This is a genomic window from Desulforhabdus amnigena (assembly GCF_027925305.1).
GTDB lineage: Bacteria > Desulfobacterota > Syntrophobacteria > Syntrophobacterales > Syntrophobacteraceae > Desulforhabdus > Desulforhabdus amnigena.
Window position 1 is genome coordinate 4201288 of record NZ_BSDR01000001.1, and the last position, 17289, is coordinate 4218576.

Sequence of the window (17289 nt, forward strand, 5' to 3'; positions counted from 1 at the left end):
GAGGAATACATGGAAAAGAGACCGATTCTTATAGTGGATGATGAAAAGAACATCCGCCTGACGATGTCCCAATCTCTGGAACCCCTGGGAATGCCCGTCGAGACGGCGGTAAACGGTGAAGATGCGCTGCAAAAACTTCGTGAAAAACAGTTCGGGCTGGTATTTCTGGATCTCAAAATGCCGGGCATGGATGGAATGGAGGTGCTGCACCGGATCAAAGAGAAGTGGCCCAAAATGCAGGTGATCATCGTCACGGCTTACGGGACCGTGGAGTCGGCCGTCGAGGCCATGAAGATCGGGGCAGCCGATTTTCTCCAAAAGCCGTTCAGCCCGAGCGAAATTCGTGAGCTTGCAGCCAAAGTTTTAGAGCGCGAAGCCCTGGATGAAGAGAGTGCTACGGGTTACTTGACCCTGGTTGAACTCGCCAAACGCCACATCAGCGATAGGAACTTCGATACGGCGCTCAAGTTCACTCAAAGAGCCATTGCTGCAGACCCGGCCCAGCCCGAGGTCTACAACCTGTACGGGGCACTCCTGGAGATCAAAGGCAACCGGCTCGAGGCTCAAAAGTTTTATCGGGCCGCCCTGGACATTGACCCTACCTTTAAACCGGCAAAAGCCAACCTGGATAGAACCGCTTCCTGGCATAAGTTCGGTAAAATCGAACTCGAACCCGACCGGGAAGGAGCCGAACAGAAGAAGGAAAGTCGCGAGGGTGCGAAAGGTAAAGAGTAGGCAATCGTATTCGTTGGGCAGCGGCATTTTGCATCGATCTCCTGGCCGTTTGATGGCTTTAACGTAGGATGGAAAACGTGGTTCAGACGTACCGGTCGCCGCCATGGATGGACTATGCTCCAGCGTTGGCGATGTATTCTTCGGCCCGGATCTTGTGCGCCTGGGTTTCATATTTTCGCGTATCCAGAATGACGATGGTAATTCCCCTGGCATCCTCGATAAGGCGCTCGACAATGTTCTTCCTTCCAAGAATCCTTTTCCAGATGGGCTGCGTGCCCGGACTTCCGATCACGATGTGCCCCACACGGTATTCTTTCGCAAAACGCAGGATTGTGTCGGGAACGTCCTCTCCTTTATACGTGAAGACCATGGCGCCAAGCTGCCTGGCCAGGGTCAGGGTGCCGGAGAGGATGTTCTGGGTGTGGGAATCAATCATGGTGGGTGCTTCCGAAGGGGTCTGAACATATACGGCGTACCAGTTCCGGTTGAGTCTTCCCGCAAGGCGCGAAGCGTAGCGAAGGAGCTTTTCGCTGTTTGGGCCGCGTGAACTGAGGCACACCATGATCTGATCGGGTGTTGCCGGTATTTCAGGCTCCAGGGTTTCGCGGCTCCTGAGATCGATCTGCGAGGCAAGTTCCCGCAATGTGAGTTCGCGCAACTGTTCCAGGTTCGTTTTCCTGAAAAAGTTTGCAAGAGCCGTGTCAATGCGTTCCCTCGGGTAGATCTTCCCCTCTTCGAGACGCTTCTGAAGATCTTCAGTGGTAAGATCCACGTTGACGATCTCATCCGCATCGGCGATCACACTGTCCGGAAGGCGTTCGCGCACTTTGATTCCCGAAATTTTTTCCACTGTGTCGTAGAGGCTTTCTACATGCTGAAGATTGAGGGTGCTTATGACGTGAATGCCGGCAGAAAGGAGATCCTGAACATCTTCGTACCGTTTGGCGTTCCGGCTGCCGGGAACGTTTGTGTGAGCGAGTTCGTCGACGAGTGCGACCTCGGGTTTTCGTGCAAGAACAGCGTCCACATCCATTTCTTCGATCATGATCCCGCGGTATTCCTGGCGGCGACGGGGAATGACCTCAAGACCTTCGATGAGGGCTGCCGTTTCTGCGCGGCCATGCGTTTCCACTAGACCGACCACGACATCGAGCCCTTCTCTCTTGAGCCGATGGGCCTCTTCCAGCATCTGCCAGGTCTTCCCAACCCCTGCGCAGTACCCGAGATAGATCTTGAGGCGACCGCGCCGGGAGCGGCGAATCATACGCAAAAAGCTGTCGGCCCTGTTTGCAGCCATTTCCTCCTTCCTTATCGTTTTCCATCCAGATCAAGGTTCAATTCCAGTACGTTCACTCGAGGTTCGCCGAAGAGTCCTAAATCGCGTCCTTCGGTGTGAGTCTCTATCTTCCTGTGAACAATCTCCTGGCTGATGCCGCGGGCCAGAGCGACGCGGCGCGCTTGCAGCAGGGCGTTTTGCACACTGATATGAGGATCCAGGCCGCTTCCCGAAGTCGTTACTGCGTCGGCGGGAATGGGGATACTGTCTACCAGCCCGTTTTCCAGACGATACCTGGCGATACGCTCCCGGACAGTATCGATGAGCTTTTCGGACGTGGGGCCAAGATTGCTTCCGCCGGAGCTTGCCGCATCATAGCCCTCACCTGCCGCCGAAGGGCGGGAATGAAAGTAACCGGGACCGGAAAATCCTTGGGCAATGAGGGTTGATCCCGCAGCTTTCCCTTCCCGGGTGATCAGGGAGCCGTTGGCTTTTTCTGCGAAAATCCCCTGGGCCATGCCCCAGACGATCAGGGGATAGACACCGCACAGGATGATGGCCAGGGAGAGTGTGGCAATGATGGAGGTGCGGAGTTCAGCCACAAGGTTCCTGATATCAAAACGATTCGTATCTGGAAAATCTTTCATGGTTTTCATTTCCTCCTAAACGAGGTGCAACGCGTTGACCAGGAGGTCAATGAGCTTGATACCGACAAATGGTGCAGCTAGGCCGCCAAGCCCATAGATCAGGAGATTTCGGCGCAGGAGGACCGAGGCATCGAGAGGGCGGAACCGTACGCCGCGAAGCGCAAGAGGGATCAGGGCTATGATGATGAGGGCGTTGAAGATGACCGCACTCAGGATCGCGCTCGCAGGAGAGCCGAGTCGCATCAGGTTCAGGGGACCGATGACCGGAAATGCGTTGACCAGCATTGCCGGAATGATGGCAAAGTACTTGGCCACATCGTTTGCGACGCTGAAGGTGGTAAGGGCCCCCCGGGTCATGAGCATCTGCTTTCCGATTTCAACGATTTCGATGAGCTTGGTCGGATTTGAATCGAGATCCACCATGTTGCCTGCCTCCTTGGCTGCCTGTGTGCCCGTGTTCATGGCAACACCCACATCTGCCTGAGCCAGGGCGGGAGCATCGTTTGTGCCGTCTCCTGTCATGGCAACAAGGCGTCCCGATGCCTGCTCCTTTCGAATGAGCGCAAGCTTATCCTCCGGCCTGGCTTCTGCCAGGAAGTCATCAACTCCTGCCTCTTTGGCGATGGCTGCTGCAGTCAACTGGTTATCGCCGGTGATCATCACGGTCTTTATTCCCATGGCGCGGAATCGTTCGAAGCGATCCTTCAGGCCTCCCTTCACGATGTCTTTGAGGTGAACCACACCAAGAACCCGCTTGCTGTCGGCAACGACCAGAGGGGTTCCCCCCTTCTGGGAGACCGTCTTCACAGCCGATTCTACCTCCGGCGGGAAGGGACTGGAGATGAAATCCCTCATTGCTTCAGCAGCGCCCTTGCGGATTTTTCTAGCCTCCAAATCCACACCGCTCATGCGGGTCTTTGCCGAAAAGGATATGAACTCGGCATGGGGCATCTCCGTTATGGATCGGCCTCTCAAGCCATATTTCTTGGCCAGGATAACGATGCTCCTGCCTTCGGGGGTTTCGTCCGTAAGAGAGGCCAGTTGCGCCGCATCGGCCAACTCCTCCACGCGCACTCCCTCGGCCGGAAGAAATTCCGTTGCCTGGCGGTCCCCAAGAGTGATGGTCCCGGTCTTGTCGAGAAGAAGCACATCCACGTCCCCTGCGGCCTCCACGGCTCGACCGCTCATGGCGAGCACGTTCTTTTGGACCAGCCGGTCGATTCCTGCAATTCCAATGGCGCTCAGCAGACCGCCTATGGTCGTTGGAATAAGGCAAACCAGCAGTGCCACAAGCACTGTGACGGAAAAAATGACATTTGAGTACATGCCAAAGAGCTTGAAGGTCATGATGGCAACCAGGAAAATAACCGTAAGAGCCGAAAGGAGGATAGTGAGAGCGATCTCGTTAGGGGTCTTCCGGCGGCTTGCCCCTTCCACAAGGCCGATCATACGATCGAGGAAACTTTCGCCGGGATCGGCCGTGACGCGGACCTTGATCCAGTCCGATAAGACCCGCGTTCCTCCCGTAACCGCACTGCGGTCCCCTCCGGCCTCGCGGATAACCGGGGCGGACTCCCCCGTTATGGCCGATTCATCCACTGTCGCCACACCTTGGATGATTTCTCCATCCGCCGGGATGATCTCGCCTGCTGAAACGAGTACGAGATCTTCTTTCCGCAACTCATCGGCGGGAGTTTTCTCCATCGAACCGTCAGAGCGCAGCCGGTTTGCAACAGTTTGCGTGCGCGTTTTTCGCAGGGCGCCGGCCTGGGCTTTTCCTCGCCCCTCGGCAAGCGCTTCGGCAAAGTTTGCAAAGAGCACGGTAAACCAGAGCCAGAGCGTTACCTGGAGAGTGAAGGCAAGCGGTTCGCTTCCTGCACTCAAAATGAGCCCGACAGTAGTCGTGATGACCGCTGCGACTTCAGTTACGAACATGACGGGGTTTTTCGCCATTGAGCGAGGATTGAGCTTTTTTATGGAATCAAAGGCCGCCTGCGTCATGATTTCACGATCGAAAAAAGAGTGCTTTCTTGCAGCCATGGCTTTCATTCCTCCTAAAACAGCTTCCCTGATCCGGTCATGAGGAAGTGCTCGACGATGGGGGCAAGAGAGAGTGCCGGCAGAAAAGTGAGAGCCCCGACAATGAGAACCGTTCCCACCAGCAGGATCACAAAGGTTATACCGGAGACGGGAAAGCTGCCTCCGCTTGCCGGAACCCGCTTTTTAGCAGCAAGATTTCCGGCAAGGGCCAGGACGGACACAATGACAAAGAACCGCCCGGCGAGCATCGCTATGGCAAGTGTGACGTTGTACCAGGGCGTGTTGCCGGCAAGACCGGCAAAGGCGCTTCCGTTGTTGCCGGAAGTGGAGGAGTAGGCGTAGAGGATTTCACTCAGCCCGTGTGGGCCGGTGTTGTTGAGCCCCGCAAGCCCCCAATTGCTCACCGCCGCCCAGGCTGTAAAGCCCAGAATGGAAAATATGGGCACGAGTATGGCAATGGCACTGACTTTTACATCATAGGCCTCGATCTTTTTTCCGAGGTATTCGGGGGTTCGTCCGATCATCAGCCCCGCCAGGAACACGGTCAGCACAACAAAGATGAGCATTCCATAGAGACCGGCTCCGACGCCGCCAAAAACCACCTCTCCCAGCTGGATATTGAGAAGAGGAACGAGGCCTCCCAGGGGCGTGAAGGAGTCATGCATTGAGTTTACCGCTCCGCAGGAGGCGTCTGTTGTAATGACGGCAAAAAGGGCGGAGTTGAAGATTCCGAAGCGGATCTCCTTTCCTTCCATGTTCCCATGGGATGCATCTATGCCAAGAGCGTGCAGCCTGGGGTTTCCTGCGGCCTCCGAAGCCCATGTGACCAGAACCCCGGCAAGGAACAGCATGGCCATAGCGGTCCATAACGCCCACCCGTGCTTCTGGTTCTTGACCATTCGTCCCAGAGTGTAAGTGAGTCCGCTCGGTATGAGGAAGATCGAGAGCATCTGGAGAAAATTGGAAAGGGGCGTCGGGTTTTCGTAAGGGTGAGCGGCATTGGCATTCATAAATCCCCCACCGTTTGTTCCCAGCATTTTGATTGCCACCTGTGAGGCCACGGGGCCCTGGGCAATGGTTTGGGTGGATTGGGTAAAGGAACTCCCTTCTGCCTGTTCGATCGTTTGGGCCGTAACATATGGATGAAAGTTTTGAACGACGCCCTGTGAGACCAGGAAAAGAGAGTAGAGAACACAAGCCGGCAGAAGCAGGTATAGATTGATCCGGACGAGATCCACCCAGAAGCTGCCGATAGTCTTTGCGGAGTGCCTTGCAATGCCGCGAATGAGGGCTGCCGCCACCCCGATTCCGGCTGCGGCTGAAACAAAGTTGTGAAAAACAAGCCCTACCATCTGGGAAAAATAGGAAAGGGTGGATTCTCCTCCGTAGTTCTGCCAGTTTGTGTTCGTGGTGAAGCTCACCGCCGTATTGAAGGCAAGGTCGGGGCTTACCGGCCCAAATCCTTGCGGGTTCAACGGTAGGAAGTGCTGCAGTCGCAAAATCGCGTAGGTAAACAGACACCCAACCAGGCTGAAGACGATGAGAGAAAAGGCATACTGCTGCCAGCTCTGTTCCTTTTCCGGCTCTATGCCCAGAAAGCGGTACAACAGGCGTTCTAATGGCCGCATGAGAGGGTCGAGAAATGTCTTGCTCTCTCTATCCAACACGCCCACCAGGTACCTCCCCATGGGCTTTGTGAGTAGAAGGAGCAATCCCAGAAAGAGCGCCAACTGAATCCACCCGAAGATGTCCATTGATCCAATACCCCCTTTAGAATTTCTCCGGTCGAATGATTGTAGCAAACAGGTAGATGATCAGAATCACTCCAATAATGCCTACAATTGCATCCATCATGATTTGAGCCTCTCGAAAGCCTTCACCAGCAAAGCGCAAAGGCCGAAGAAAAACACTATTGACAGAATACAAATAAGATTCAACATAAGGTCTTTCTCTGTGCCCTCCGTGTCTCTGTGATTTATATGAAAAAAGGCTCATGGTTCATAGCTCATGGCTTATGATAACATCGCCAAGAGCGTTTCCCGCTTTCCATATTGGCTTGCATCTCTTTGCCTTTTTCATTTTTCGTTGTGACCGTTCCGGTCATGGGAGTTAATGTGACAATGTCGAGTTAAGTGTGCGGTCAGCGCGTTTCAAGCAGAACGTAAAGATGCTGCCCCGTCCTTCCTCGCTTTTCACCCTTATGGTTCCCCCGTGGGCTTCGACAATTTCTTTTGCTATGGAGAGCCCCAGCCCTTCTCCCGTTTCGCCTTCCTGAGCGTCAATGCGGAAAAATTGCTCGAAAATTCGATCGAGATATTGAGCCGGAATGCCTCTTCCCGTATCGGAAACCGAAAAACAAACCGAATCCTCGTCCGCTTCTGCGGAAATGGTGACTTCGCCGCCAGGCGAAGTGTACTTGATGGCATTGGAGAGGAGATTTGCGAAGACATGCCCGATCTGGGCCTGATCCGCCAAGACTTCAGGAAGATCGTCCGAGAGCTCCGTCTTCAGGGTGATTCCACGGTTTTTTGCTGTATTCCGGAAGGAGTCAACCTGTTCGAGGATCATCCCATGGGGAGCTACGGGCCGAAACTCCATCCGTACCTTTCCGGATTCGATGCGACTCAAGTCGAGAAGATTGCTCAAGATGGAATGCAGCCGGTCGCTCTCATCCCGTGCTGCAACTAAAAGCTCGACCTGTTTTGAGGTCAGGGGGCCCGCCTTTTCTTCGAGGAGGAGATAGATCGCCAACCTCAGAGAAGTCAGGGGCGTCTTCAACTGGTGGGAGACGGTCGATATGACCCCTCTTTTGAGCTTGTCCTGCTGCATCCGGCTGGTTACATCTTTCAAGATCAGGATGACACCTGTGGGCAGCCTTCCGGCATCAAGGATAGGAATGGCTTCAGGGCAAAAGTAGTGCTCCTCACCTCTGATGAATCTCTGAATGATGGTCTGCTTGCCCTGGGATTGGACGGTGCGCCTGCTCCTCAAGGCTTCGTCAAAAAGGTCTCCCATCCATGTGAAAGTGAGGCTGTGGATGGGCACATCGGGTCTGAGGCCAAAGACATCGGCGGCTCTCTCTGTTGCTATTTCCACATGCCCTTCGAGGTTGATTACAGCCACGACATCGGGCAGGCTCCGAAACACCTGCTGGATCAGGTGCTGGATACGAATCATCCTGGTACGGTTACTCCTCCGGAATTCTCGAAGGCTCGAGGTCATCTCGTTGAATGCCTCGGAAAGGCGGCCGATCTCATCGCCTGAATCCCTTTGAACGACAAGGTCAAGATTCCCCTGTCTGATTTCATCAGCCGAGCGAATGAGGCGGTTGATCGGACGAAGGATCCACCTTCCTGTAAAGAGGGTGAACAGAACAGCAACGACAGCTCCACAGAAAAGAAGGATGTACATCCGATGCCTTGCCGCCGCTGCAGCGGCAAGTGCGCGTTCGTTGGCATCGAGCATGTTCTGTTGATTCATGTGAAGGATCTCGTCGGCCGTATTCTTGATTTGATGAAAGAGTGGAAAGAGTTTCGTGAAATAGGCTTCCCGCCGGTCGTCAAGAGGGAGTCCCGTGTCCTGCACTTCCTGCAGAGAAGCCTTGTATTGACTGAAAAGGTCCCCAATGCGTGTCGCCCTTTCGGCTTCACCCGGAAGAGTGATGTTATTCAACGCCGTGTGAAGCGACTCCTCGAAGACGGGTATGCTTTTCGTTATGAGCTCCTTTCCCTGTTCGGTATCCCCAAGAAGGGTGAAGAGAATACCGCTGTCCATGCGTTCAAGAGAATCTTTCATCTGCTGAGATGCAATGACGCTCCGGTAGTTTTCATGAAGGATCACGTCGATGGAATGGCCGAGAAGGGTAAGCTGCATAATGCTTTGAACACTGATGGCGATGATGATGAGGAACAGCCCCCCAAAACCTAAGGAGAGCTTTTCTCGAATGCCTAACATGCTTTCGTCCTCCTTCGCCAGTTTATGAAGCAATCAACATGCCGCCGAGAGTATTTTGGGGATATTCTTCAGATAACCCGCCAGACACTGCGTCCGAGACCTCACAGGGAACAGACGTTAGAAGGAACTACTCGGAATCATGATATGAATTACAGAGCGTTCTTGATGGATATGGCCCGAACCAGAAGCAAGCCTTTGAGAGTGGATGAGCATCAAATGATTTACATTTCCTGGATGTTGGCTAAAAGCCAACTTATTCAATAATCCAACATTTTGTGCCCATTATCAAGAAGATGTTGTTGTGGTTATCAGGTACGGGCATTGCGAAGTGCAAAGCTGAATCGCTTCAGGCATTGCATTCTGCAAAACCCATCGAGCGGTCCCGGGGTGGCCCGGACAATTTGTTGCCTGGGTCTAAAGGACATAAGGTTTATTACCGCTTGACGGTTTTTTGGAGCCTCTTGTCCTGCGAACACGGCCGACAAGTGGTCGTGTCAACTATATAATGGATGGCGTAATGGCGATCTTGAGCACTAAGAACCTATCCAGAAACCACCTGTGGACTTTGCGACACCCCCCTTGGTCCCCCCTCGAGGGGGGAATTGAAGGGGGGTGTCCGCTGCCGAGGTAGGTTTTCGGATAGGCTCTAAGTACTGGTCTTCGTAATTACGCAGCCGTTTACCCATACGTTTTCGTAGGAGCGGCATCCTGCCGCGACAAGGTGTGCGGTTGCCGGTTTCTGTCACGGCTGGAAGCCGTATCTACAAAGAAGTGGCCACGTATTTACAATTTTCAGTATTAAGAAAATTCAATGTTTCACCAAAAACTCTCGCTGAAAATGATTATAATTTTAAAAAATAGATAAGGAGGTGATCAAATATGGGACAACAAGCAGCAGAACAGCAAAATGATAAAATTCTCAACGGCGTCAATGTGAGCCGTTTGCTCAGCACTATCGAGGCGATCAAGGGTGATGCAACGATCGCGAAATTTAAGTTTCGTGCCAGGAACAGGTGGATCAATGGAGGCCATAATCGCACCACGATCACCGATTTTTACGGAGCAAAACAAGATCTGTCTCACGATAAGCCTTTTGAGCTGGATGAGGATGAGCATACGCTTCTTTTAGGCGAAGACATAGGTCCCAACCCGGTAGAGTACCTGTTGACCGGTTTGGTGGGCTGTCTGACTTCTTCACTTGTCTATCATGCAGCTGCCAGGGGAATTGAAATAAGGGGAATCGAGTCCAGGCTGGAAGGAGACGTGGATTTGCGTGGCTTTCTTGGATTATCCAAGGATGTCAAAGTAGGGTATGAGAATATTCGAGTGTATTTCAAAATCGATGCCGATGTCTCCGAAGAAGAGAAAGAGGAGCTCATCAGGATGGCTCAGAAGTACTCACCGGTATTCAACACCGTAGCAAATCCCACACCTGTCTCAGTCAAACTCGACAAATGATAAAGGTTCCAAGAGAGAAACCTTCGGGCAAGCCTTGCGTGGCTTGCCCGATTTTATGGCCTCTTGATCCTTTAGAGTAAGCCAAAATCCTCCGACTTAAAGTCTATCCGGAAACCTTCCTCTGCTGCGGACCCCCCCCTTCAATTCCCCCCTCGAGGGGGGCTAGGGGGGTGTTCCAAAGTCCACAGGAGGTTTCCGGATAGGCTCTTAAGGTTGATCGAGCTGTTGCATGGATATTATTCAGGATCCTGACGCTCTGGTGAGGTTGGAGAATTTTCTCCGCCCAGCAATAAGAGGTTGCAGCGGTCATAACGATCACAGAGTCGGTCTACGATGGAGTCCTTCCACAAGGGTATTCCCGAGAGGTAGGCCGCTCTGCCGATCATGTGGGCGGCAATGGGAGCGGTCAGGACGACAAAGACTATGATGGCCAGGCTGCGACTGATGATCTCGATGACCGGATACTTGACCGCTACGGCGAGAAGGAGAAAACCGACGCCCAACGTCGAAGCCTTTGTTGCCGCGGACAATCGCATGAAAAGGTCGGGCATGCGCAGGATTCCAAGCCCTGCAATACACATGAACACGGCTCCTGTCACCATGAATATCGAATACAAAACCTCTTGCATCCCCTACTCCTTTCATCTTTCCTCAGCATTTTCACGGTGGGAAATCCTGATCAGGTAATATGAAAAGGCGATTGTTCCCAAAAAGGCGACAAGCGCCAGGATGATCGCTACGTCCAAAAAAACCGGCTCACCGGTTGCGATTGCATAGATCCCAATGATGCCGATTGCCACTGTGGACATCAGGTCGAGGGCGACCACACGGTCCGGAAGGCTCGGTCCGCACACCATGCGAATGAAAGCAAAGACAAAAGCCAGGCTCAGGAGGGATACTACAATGATCAAGGTAAGGCCCTGCATGTTCATCGAAGGACCTCCATTACCCGGCGCTCGAGACCTTCCTTGATGCTCCGCCTGAACTCTTCGACATGATCTATGTACATAGCATGGATGTAGAGCACCTTCCGGTCCGTCGATACGTCCAGACTCAACGTGCCGGGAGTGAGGGTGATCAGGTTCGCGAGCAGGGTGATCTCCTCATCTGTTTGAACATCCAGGGGAATATCGACTACGCCGGGTCGCATGTGGTGATAGGGGGTTACGATGTCGTGAGCCACACGCAGGTTCGCTTTGACCAACTCCCGCCCGAAGAAGAGGCTGAAAGAGAGGACTTGATAGACTTTTGAGAAGTAGTTGGAAGGCGCCGTAGACCTTTGGATCATCCAAAGGATCACATAAGCCAGAGCAAAGCCTATGATGAAGTTTATGGGTTCGAACAATCCGGTGACTGCAACCCAGGTGAACGCAAGCAGGATGTTTGAAAGGAATGCCTTCATATAGGACCTCCCAGTACGGTTCGAATGTATTCCTCGGGATTCAATAACTGTTCTGCAGCACGACTTGCAAAGGAAATCACCGGTTCTGGAGCCAACCCGATGAGCAATGTCAGTGATGCCAGGAAGGCGATGGGTGAAAGGAAAGCGAAAAGACTGCCTCGGGAGATAGGACGTGAAATTTCTCCGGGATCATGATCTGCCGGGGGGGATTCCTTCCAGAATACCTCGGACCAGATCTTGATCATAGAAAACAGAGTCAAGAGGCCCACAAAAAGTGCGACGGTCACGATGAAATACTCTTTGATTTGCAGACCCGCCTTGGCCAGAATGAACTTCCCCCAGAAACCGGAAAGGGGAGGAATTCCGGCAAGAGACAGGGCGGGAACCAGGAACAGGAATGCCAGAAAGGGATGAGAAATGTAAAGTCCTCCCAGGGCCTTCAATTCGTAGGAACCCCGAAGTCGATGAACGACGCCGCTCACCAGGAAAAGGTTTGTTTTCACGATGATGTGATGGGCAATATAAAAAATGGATCCTGCAAGAGCCAGGGGGGTGAACAATCCCAGCCCAAGGATCATATAGCCGATCTGACTGATGATATGAAAGGACAGAATACGGCGAAACTGCATCTGCGCAGCCGCTCCGAGCACTCCCGTGATCATGGTGAGCCCGGCCAGAATGACGATGAGAGAATGGGTGTATTGCACATGGTGGACGAAAAGCAATGTGAAGACGCGGATGAGCGCATATACGCCCACCTTGGTGAGCAATCCTGCGAAGATGGCCGATACCGGAGCGGGCGGAGTGTGATAGGACGCGGGCAGCCAAAAGAAGAGAGGGAAAATCGCCGCTTTGATGCCGAATGCCACCAGAAACAGCATCGCTATGGCGGTCATTAATCCCGATTTTATGATGATATCGCAATGCATGGCCAGGTCGGCCATGTTCAAAGTTCCCGCCACGCCGTACAGAATGCCTATGGCCGCCAGAAAGAGGGCGGAAGAAATGAGATTGAGCGTGACATATTTTATGGTGCCTTCCAATTGAGCCCGCTCGCCACCCAACCCGAGCAGGACGAACGAAGCGATCAACATCACCTCGAACCAGACATACAGGTTGAAAATATCGCCCGTCAGAAATGCGCCGCATACCCCCATGAGCAATACATGCAGCAGAGGATAATAACCGAAATTTTCCCTCCCAGGGTCCATGCCCGCCAGGGAATAGACGGAGACCGCAAGGCCGACCAGACCGGCCAACACCACCATGGATGCGCTGAACAGGTCCGCGACCAGAGTGATTCCGAAAGGAGCGGGCCAGTTTCCCAGCTGGATGGCATGGATGCCATTTTCCCATACGGAGGAAAAAAGGCAAACAGCCGCCGCCAACAAAGCCGATGCACCCGCGACGTTGAGGAATCGCTGTGCATGGCGATGCTCCCATGCAAGAAGTGAGGCGATGGCTGTGAGAAAGGGAACCAGGATGGGGAATAGAAGCAGCAGTTTCATATTATGGAGGCAATCTCTCTATATTCGGTTTTTGAGAAGGTTCATGAGCGAATTTTTATGCTTCGTCGATGGGAACGATCGGATGTCCGAAAACCGGCGGTCAAGGGTGCATCCTTTCAATTTTTCAGTCCAAAGAGTCGGTGGACTGCATTTCGTCCAAATCGTCCGAGCCGACCGTTTCATAGAACCTCCGGATCAAAGCTGTTGCGAAGGCTTGAACGCCAAAGCCGATGACAATGGCTGTGAGAATCAATGCCTCCGGAATGGGGTCTGCAAAAGGGGGCATGAGCCGCGTGTCCCAGGTGTGCAATACGGGAGGATGGCCCCGTGTGAGCCGGCCCATGGTGAAAATGAGCAGGTTCGCGGCATGCCCGAGCAAAGCGAGCCCGATGATCAGTTTGACGATGTTGCGTCGCATCACCAGGTAAAACCCCGCCGCATAGAGGCCGCCGATCACGAAAGAGAGTGCGACTTCCATTCTATTCCTCCGCCAGAGAAAAAATAATGGTCAAGGTTACACCGATCACCACGAAATAGACTCCAAGATCGAAAAGGAAAGGGGTCCCCACTTTCCCGATAACGGGCAGATTCTCCTTCAACCACATGCCTGTCATAAAGGGTTTGCCGAAAAAAAGAGAGAAGCTTCCACTCCCGGCGGCGATGATCAATCCCACGCTGATCAATATTTTGGAATCTAATCTGATAATATTCTTTGCCTTTTCGATCCCGGCGTTGAGGGTATAAAGAGCAAACGCCGCCGATGCCACTAACCCCCCCACAAACCCGCCTCCAGGTTCATTGTGGCCCCGCAAAAGCAGGTGCACCGAGAGCAGCAGTAAAAGCGGCAGAAGATAACGCGTTGCAGTGGAAAGAATGAGAGAGGTCATGGCGGTTTCCTCAAAAATTTACCTGATTTTTCTTCCCCTGTCTTTCCGGCTTTCAGTTTGAGCAGTGCGTAAACACCCACGGCAGCCACGGAAAGAACCGTGATTTCCCCCAGAGTATCAAATCCTCGAAAATCCACCAGAATCACGTTCACCACGTTGCGACCTCTTGCCAGTTCCAGTGCATTCTCGGCAAAATAGGGAACAAGCCGCGCCTCTCTCTCAATAGCGGTGGCGGCCAGGATCAGAGCCGTGAACAATCCTCCGGACACCAGCGCCGCTGCGGCGTCCCGGGTGCGTTCCATTTTTGTAGAGTAGGCTTTGAACCTCGGGAGCCGAAAAATGACGAGCACCAGTAAGACGACAGAGAGGGTTTCGATGGAAAACTGAGTCATGGCCAGGTCCGGTGCGCTGAAGAGAAGGAACACCAGCGCAACCCCGTAACCCACGACTCCCAGGGCTACGACAGCGGTCAGTCTGGACTTGGACCGAACCACCATGAGGGCCGCCATGAGTATGGAGCCGGCAAGCATGGCTTCGTAAGGCCGAAGGTCCATCCATCTCCAAAAGCCCGCCAGCACGTCTTGTTCCGGAAGCCGACTTCCCACCAAAACGATGGTCGACATGATGACGATGAGAAGATAAAGATGAAGATGGCCGCTCTGAAGGAACCTTGTCTGAATACGGCAAATCCCCTCCAGGACTTTCAGCGAAGCATAATACCACTGGTTGGGTCCCCACCGAGCTGAAGAATCAAGGGGTATCAGAGTCCGTCGTATACCGGACCATCCAAAATAGAGGGTGATGCCCGCCAGGAAAACGCCGACACTCAGAAGAAGTTTGGGGTCGAACCCATGCCATAAAACCACTTCGGTGAATATGGCTTGCGCGTCTATGGCGGAGAGCGCAGGGGCGATGAGCCGTTCTGAAATGAGGTCGGGCTTGAGCCCGAACAACGCGCCCAATACGGCCAGGAGCAGCGGACCGACCCATAGAGCGAAAGGCGCCTCATGGGGCTCCCTGAGGAACGGCGTTCTCTTACCGAAGAAAGGCTTGAATCCCACGATCCCCGCCGCGGTCACAAAGGAAGCGCTCGCCAGTACGGCAGCTCCCGTCAACAGGTATGCCTGTGAAGTCGAAAGGGTGGCCTGGTACATCAGTTCCTTGCCGACGAATCCCAAAAACGGGGGAAAACCTGCGCTGGAAAGAGCCGCCAGGCCCGCAGCCAATGCCGTGATGGGCATGGATTGTAACAGCCCCCCGAGCCGTTCCGCTTCTCTTGTCCCCGTCTCGTGGTCCAATATCCCCGCCACCAGGAACAACGCGCCTTTGTAGAGAGCGTGCGCCAAAAGAAGGACCAGGGCCGCTTGAATTGCGGCTGTGCTGCCCAGACCGAGCAACAGGGTCAGAATGCCGAGTGCGCTGACGGTCGTGTATGCGAGGATGCGTTTCAGGTCCGTATGCATGAGAGCAAGATAGGCGCCTGTGAGCATGGTGAAGCCGCCCACAGGAAGGACCAGATGCATCCAGAGCTCCGTTCCGCCGAGAATAGGAGTGAACCGCGCCAGCAAATAGATTCCGGCCTTGACCATAGTGGCCGCATGAAGATAGGTGCTCACGGGGGTCGGTGCCTCCATGGCATTGGGAAGCCAGAAATGGAAGGGAACTTGGGCGGACTTGGTGAAGGCTCCGGCGAGTACGAGCAGCAGTATGGGTGTGTAGAGAGGATGAAGCCGGATGGAATCGCCCAGGCTCGCCAAAGTGGAAATTTCCAGGCTTCCACCGGCTTCTCCTAAAAGGAGCAGTCCGGCCAGCAACGCAAGCCCTCCCGTCCCCGTCACGAGAAGCGCCTGCAGCGCTGCCGACCTTGCTTCTTCCCTTTTGTGGTCGAAGCCGATGAGAAGATAGGAACTGATGCTGGTGAGTTCCCAGAATATAAAGAGGGCGATCCCGTTGTCAGCCAAAACCAGCCCCAGCATGGAGGCCATGAAGAGCAGCAAAAAACTGTAAAAACGGCTCAGTTCCGGGTGATGGGTCAGGTATGCACCTGAATAAAAGAAAACCAGTGTTCCGATTCCGCAGATGAGGAATACAAAGAGGAGGCTCAAGCCGTCCAGATAAAAGTTTAAATGGACTCCAAGATTGGATACCCATGGGTATTCAAAAGCCAGTTTTTCTCCGGATGCGATAGACGTCGTGAATTGGGCAAAGTAGAGCATCAGAGTAACAGGGAAAACCGACAGGAGCCACCCCGTCTTCCGGCCCGTCATACGGAAAAGCCCTGGTTCCGCCAATGCCAGGATAAAACCCGATAAGACAGCGAGAAGCATCATGGTCTCTCCAATTTCAAGTTGCGTGACATCCCAACAGATCGAAGGGATCACAAACTTTTTTGCGGGCCTTTTCCCTGTGTATCCTCGAAAGAGCGGCCGTTGTCATCGTCACCCGCGCGTCGGAATACCGAAAAGATGCGCTGCGTTCTTGCCCGATATATCAGCTGTTTCGGCCGCCGAGAGATCGGTTTCTGCCATTTCCTTGAAATAGCGCCGAGGAGCGAGGAGGGGATAGTCGCTCCCAAAGAGAATTTTGCCTTTGCGCAGTACCCTTGACATGTGTGGGTATATCTTCGGGTCGTAGAGAAAGGGGGAGGCAGCGGTATCGTAGTAGACCTGCGACAAAACGTCTTGCGCTTCCCGTTTCAGCAATTCGTAGAAACACAAGCCCCCTCCCCAGTGAGCCAATATGAGAGGTGTTCCGGCCGCCAGTTTTGCAAGGGAATAGTAGAAATCCAATCCGAGAGGCGCCTTGCCGGGATAACTGTGCCCGACGGGTTCATTGGCGTGCACGAGCATGATCCCGGCATGAGACCTGCAACATTCGATCAAAGGCTCAAAACATTTCAGCGCCGAATCCGCTTTGCATGCACCGTATATGGCCAGTTCACCCAATCCTCTGGCTCCCGACCTGAAACATCTTTCGGCTTCCTGGTCTCCCCTCTCGTCCAGTGGATTGAAGCATCCCAGTGGGATGAGGCGGGATCCGTACTTTGCCGTCATTTCCAGGACATAATTGTTGTGCCGAACGGCCAGTTCCATTTCCTGCCATGGAAAACCAAAGACAACCGCATGGTCGATTCCATCTCTATCCATTGTCTCGAGAAGAGATTCTGCGCCTGCCAGCTTGGCCTTGGGTGAATCGTAAAGAAGCTTGAAGATGGGTTCGCCTTCAAAAAACCGAGCGCGATCCCGCACGATATCCGGGGGGAAAATATGGGTATGGACGTCGATTCGCATTGGAATTATCCTGGTGAGGGTTTTAGGATACGCGGCCGGTGCATGCGGGACGGATGCGGCTGCATGCCATCGATGATCTCGGAATGTAGCAA

16 protein-coding genes are annotated in these 17289 nt (G+C 53.6%); 2 read left to right on the forward strand and 14 right to left on the reverse strand.

Annotation, left to right across the window (positions count from 1 at the left end; translation table 11 throughout):
• Positions 1 to 9 precede the first annotated feature (9 nt).
• Positions 10 to 735, forward strand: coding sequence for a sigma-54-dependent transcriptional regulator (locus QMG16_RS18020; protein ID WP_281796447.1), 726 nt, complete (start codon positions 10 to 12; stop codon positions 733 to 735).
• A 112-nt stretch (positions 736 to 847) separates the two neighbouring features.
• Here the strand turns inward: QMG16_RS18020 and QMG16_RS18025 are convergent, their stop codons facing one another.
• From QMG16_RS18025 to QMG16_RS18045, 6 genes are all read right to left on the reverse strand, one after another.
• A complete protein-coding gene (locus QMG16_RS18025) occupies positions 848 to 2032 on the reverse strand; it encodes a universal stress protein (protein WP_281796448.1) in 1185 nt (394 codons plus the stop codon).
• Positions 2033 to 2043: 11 nt separating this feature from the next.
• On the reverse strand, positions 2044 to 2658 hold the full coding sequence (kdpC, locus tag QMG16_RS18030) for a K(+)-transporting ATPase subunit C (RefSeq protein ID WP_281796449.1): 615 nt from the start codon (positions 2656 to 2658) through the stop codon (positions 2044 to 2046).
• Positions 2659 to 2673: 15 nt separating this feature from the next.
• Positions 2674 to 4698, reverse strand: coding sequence for a potassium-transporting ATPase subunit KdpB (gene kdpB, locus QMG16_RS18035; RefSeq protein ID WP_281796450.1), 2025 nt, complete (start codon positions 4696 to 4698; stop codon positions 2674 to 2676).
• A 14-nt stretch (positions 4699 to 4712) separates the two neighbouring features.
• Positions 4713 to 6452 carry a potassium-transporting ATPase subunit KdpA gene (kdpA, locus tag QMG16_RS18040; protein WP_281796452.1) on the reverse strand — a complete coding sequence of 580 codons (1740 nt, stop codon included), beginning with the start codon at positions 6450 to 6452 and terminating at the stop codon, positions 4713 to 4715.
• A gap of 16 nt (positions 6453 to 6468) precedes the next feature.
• A complete protein-coding gene (locus tag QMG16_RS19720) occupies positions 6469 to 6693 on the reverse strand; it encodes a potassium-transporting ATPase subunit F (protein WP_373878690.1) in 225 nt (74 codons plus the stop codon).
• A 114-nt stretch (positions 6694 to 6807) separates the two neighbouring features.
• Positions 6808 to 8652 carry an ATP-binding protein gene (locus tag QMG16_RS18045; RefSeq protein ID WP_281796453.1) on the reverse strand — a complete coding sequence of 615 codons (1845 nt, stop codon included), beginning with the start codon at positions 8650 to 8652 and terminating at the stop codon, positions 6808 to 6810.
• Positions 8653 to 9531: 879 nt separating this feature from the next.
• Between QMG16_RS18045 and QMG16_RS18050 the strand changes: the two genes are divergently transcribed.
• Entirely contained in the window at positions 9532 to 10110 is a 579-nt protein-coding gene (locus QMG16_RS18050) for an OsmC family protein (protein WP_281796454.1), read from the forward strand.
• 236 nt (positions 10111 to 10346) lie between these two features.
• Here QMG16_RS18050 and mnhG read toward each other — a convergent pair whose 3' ends face one another.
• The 8 genes from mnhG to QMG16_RS18090 form a co-directional block, all read right to left on the reverse strand.
• Positions 10347 to 10739, reverse strand: a complete 393-nt coding sequence (gene mnhG, locus QMG16_RS18055; protein WP_281796455.1) for a monovalent cation/H(+) antiporter subunit G — start codon at positions 10737 to 10739, stop codon at positions 10347 to 10349.
• Between the two features lie 12 nt (positions 10740 to 10751).
• Positions 10752 to 11042 (reverse strand): monovalent cation/H+ antiporter complex subunit F, encoded by a 291-nt coding sequence (locus tag QMG16_RS18060; RefSeq protein WP_281796456.1) that lies wholly within the window; start codon positions 11040 to 11042, stop codon positions 10752 to 10754.
• Positions 11039 to 11512 carry a Na+/H+ antiporter subunit E gene (locus QMG16_RS18065; protein WP_281796457.1) on the reverse strand — a complete coding sequence of 158 codons (474 nt, stop codon included), beginning with the start codon at positions 11510 to 11512 and terminating at the stop codon, positions 11039 to 11041. The genes QMG16_RS18060 and QMG16_RS18065 overlap by 4 nt, the downstream gene beginning before the upstream one ends.
• Positions 11509 to 13020 carry a Na+/H+ antiporter subunit D gene (locus QMG16_RS18070; protein WP_281796458.1) on the reverse strand — a complete coding sequence of 504 codons (1512 nt, stop codon included), beginning with the start codon at positions 13018 to 13020 and terminating at the stop codon, positions 11509 to 11511. The genes QMG16_RS18065 and QMG16_RS18070 overlap by 4 nt, the downstream gene beginning before the upstream one ends.
• Before the next feature lie 124 nt (positions 13021 to 13144).
• Positions 13145 to 13498: a Na+/H+ antiporter subunit C gene (locus QMG16_RS18075; protein ID WP_281796459.1), complete on the reverse strand. Its 354-nt coding sequence runs from the start codon at positions 13496 to 13498 to the stop codon at positions 13145 to 13147.
• Between the two features lies 1 nt (position 13499).
• Complete coding sequence (locus QMG16_RS18080; protein ID WP_281796460.1) at positions 13500 to 13907, reverse strand: Na+/H+ antiporter subunit B; 408 nt, start codon at positions 13905 to 13907, stop codon at positions 13500 to 13502.
• A complete protein-coding gene (locus QMG16_RS18085; protein ID WP_281796461.1) occupies positions 13904 to 16237 on the reverse strand; it encodes a putative monovalent cation/H+ antiporter subunit A in 2334 nt (777 codons plus the stop codon). The genes QMG16_RS18080 and QMG16_RS18085 overlap by 4 nt, the downstream gene beginning before the upstream one ends.
• 108 nt (positions 16238 to 16345) lie before the next feature.
• Positions 16346 to 17197: an amidohydrolase family protein gene (locus QMG16_RS18090; RefSeq protein WP_281796462.1), complete on the reverse strand. Its 852-nt coding sequence runs from the start codon at positions 17195 to 17197 to the stop codon at positions 16346 to 16348.
• Positions 17198 to 17289: the final 92 nt, after the last annotated feature.

What these genes read in the sequence shown, in the direction of transcription:
- QMG16_RS18020 (WP_281796447.1), top strand. Translation starts at nt 10, where the DNA reads ATGGAAAAGAGACCGATTCTTATAGTGGATGATGAAAAGAACATCCGC.
- QMG16_RS18045 (WP_281796453.1), bottom strand. Translation starts at nt 8,652, where the DNA reads ATGTTAGGCATTCGAGAAAAGCTCTCCTTAGGTTTTGGGGGGCTGTTC.
- QMG16_RS19720 (WP_373878690.1), bottom strand. Translation starts at nt 6,693, where the DNA reads ATGAGCCTTTTTTCATATAAATCACAGAGACACGGAGGGCACAGAGAA.
- QMG16_RS18090 (WP_281796462.1), bottom strand. Translation starts at nt 17,197, where the DNA reads ATGCGAATCGACGTCCATACCCATATTTTCCCCCCGGATATCGTGCGG.
- QMG16_RS18060 (WP_281796456.1), bottom strand. Translation starts at nt 11,042, where the DNA reads ATGAACATGCAGGGCCTTACCTTGATCATTGTAGTATCCCTCCTGAGC.
- kdpC (WP_281796449.1), bottom strand. Translation starts at nt 2,658, where the DNA reads ATGAAAGATTTTCCAGATACGAATCGTTTTGATATCAGGAACCTTGTG.
- QMG16_RS18085 (WP_281796461.1), bottom strand. Translation starts at nt 16,237, where the DNA reads ATGATGCTTCTCGCTGTCTTATCGGGTTTTATCCTGGCATTGGCGGAA.
- QMG16_RS18075 (WP_281796459.1), bottom strand. Translation starts at nt 13,498, where the DNA reads ATGGAAGTCGCACTCTCTTTCGTGATCGGCGGCCTCTATGCGGCGGGG.
- kdpB (WP_281796450.1), bottom strand. Translation starts at nt 4,698, where the DNA reads ATGGCTGCAAGAAAGCACTCTTTTTTCGATCGTGAAATCATGACGCAG.
- QMG16_RS18065 (WP_281796457.1), bottom strand. Translation starts at nt 11,512, where the DNA reads ATGAAGGCATTCCTTTCAAACATCCTGCTTGCGTTCACCTGGGTTGCA.
- QMG16_RS18025 (WP_281796448.1), bottom strand. Translation starts at nt 2,032, where the DNA reads ATGGCTGCAAACAGGGCCGACAGCTTTTTGCGTATGATTCGCCGCTCC.
- mnhG (WP_281796455.1), bottom strand. Translation starts at nt 10,739, where the DNA reads ATGCAAGAGGTTTTGTATTCGATATTCATGGTGACAGGAGCCGTGTTC.
- kdpA (WP_281796452.1), bottom strand. Translation starts at nt 6,452, where the DNA reads ATGGACATCTTCGGGTGGATTCAGTTGGCGCTCTTTCTGGGATTGCTC.
- QMG16_RS18080 (WP_281796460.1), bottom strand. Translation starts at nt 13,907, where the DNA reads ATGACCTCTCTCATTCTTTCCACTGCAACGCGTTATCTTCTGCCGCTT.
- QMG16_RS18050 (WP_281796454.1), top strand. Translation starts at nt 9,532, where the DNA reads ATGGGACAACAAGCAGCAGAACAGCAAAATGATAAAATTCTCAACGGC.
- QMG16_RS18070 (WP_281796458.1), bottom strand. Translation starts at nt 13,020, where the DNA reads ATGAAACTGCTGCTTCTATTCCCCATCCTGGTTCCCTTTCTCACAGCC.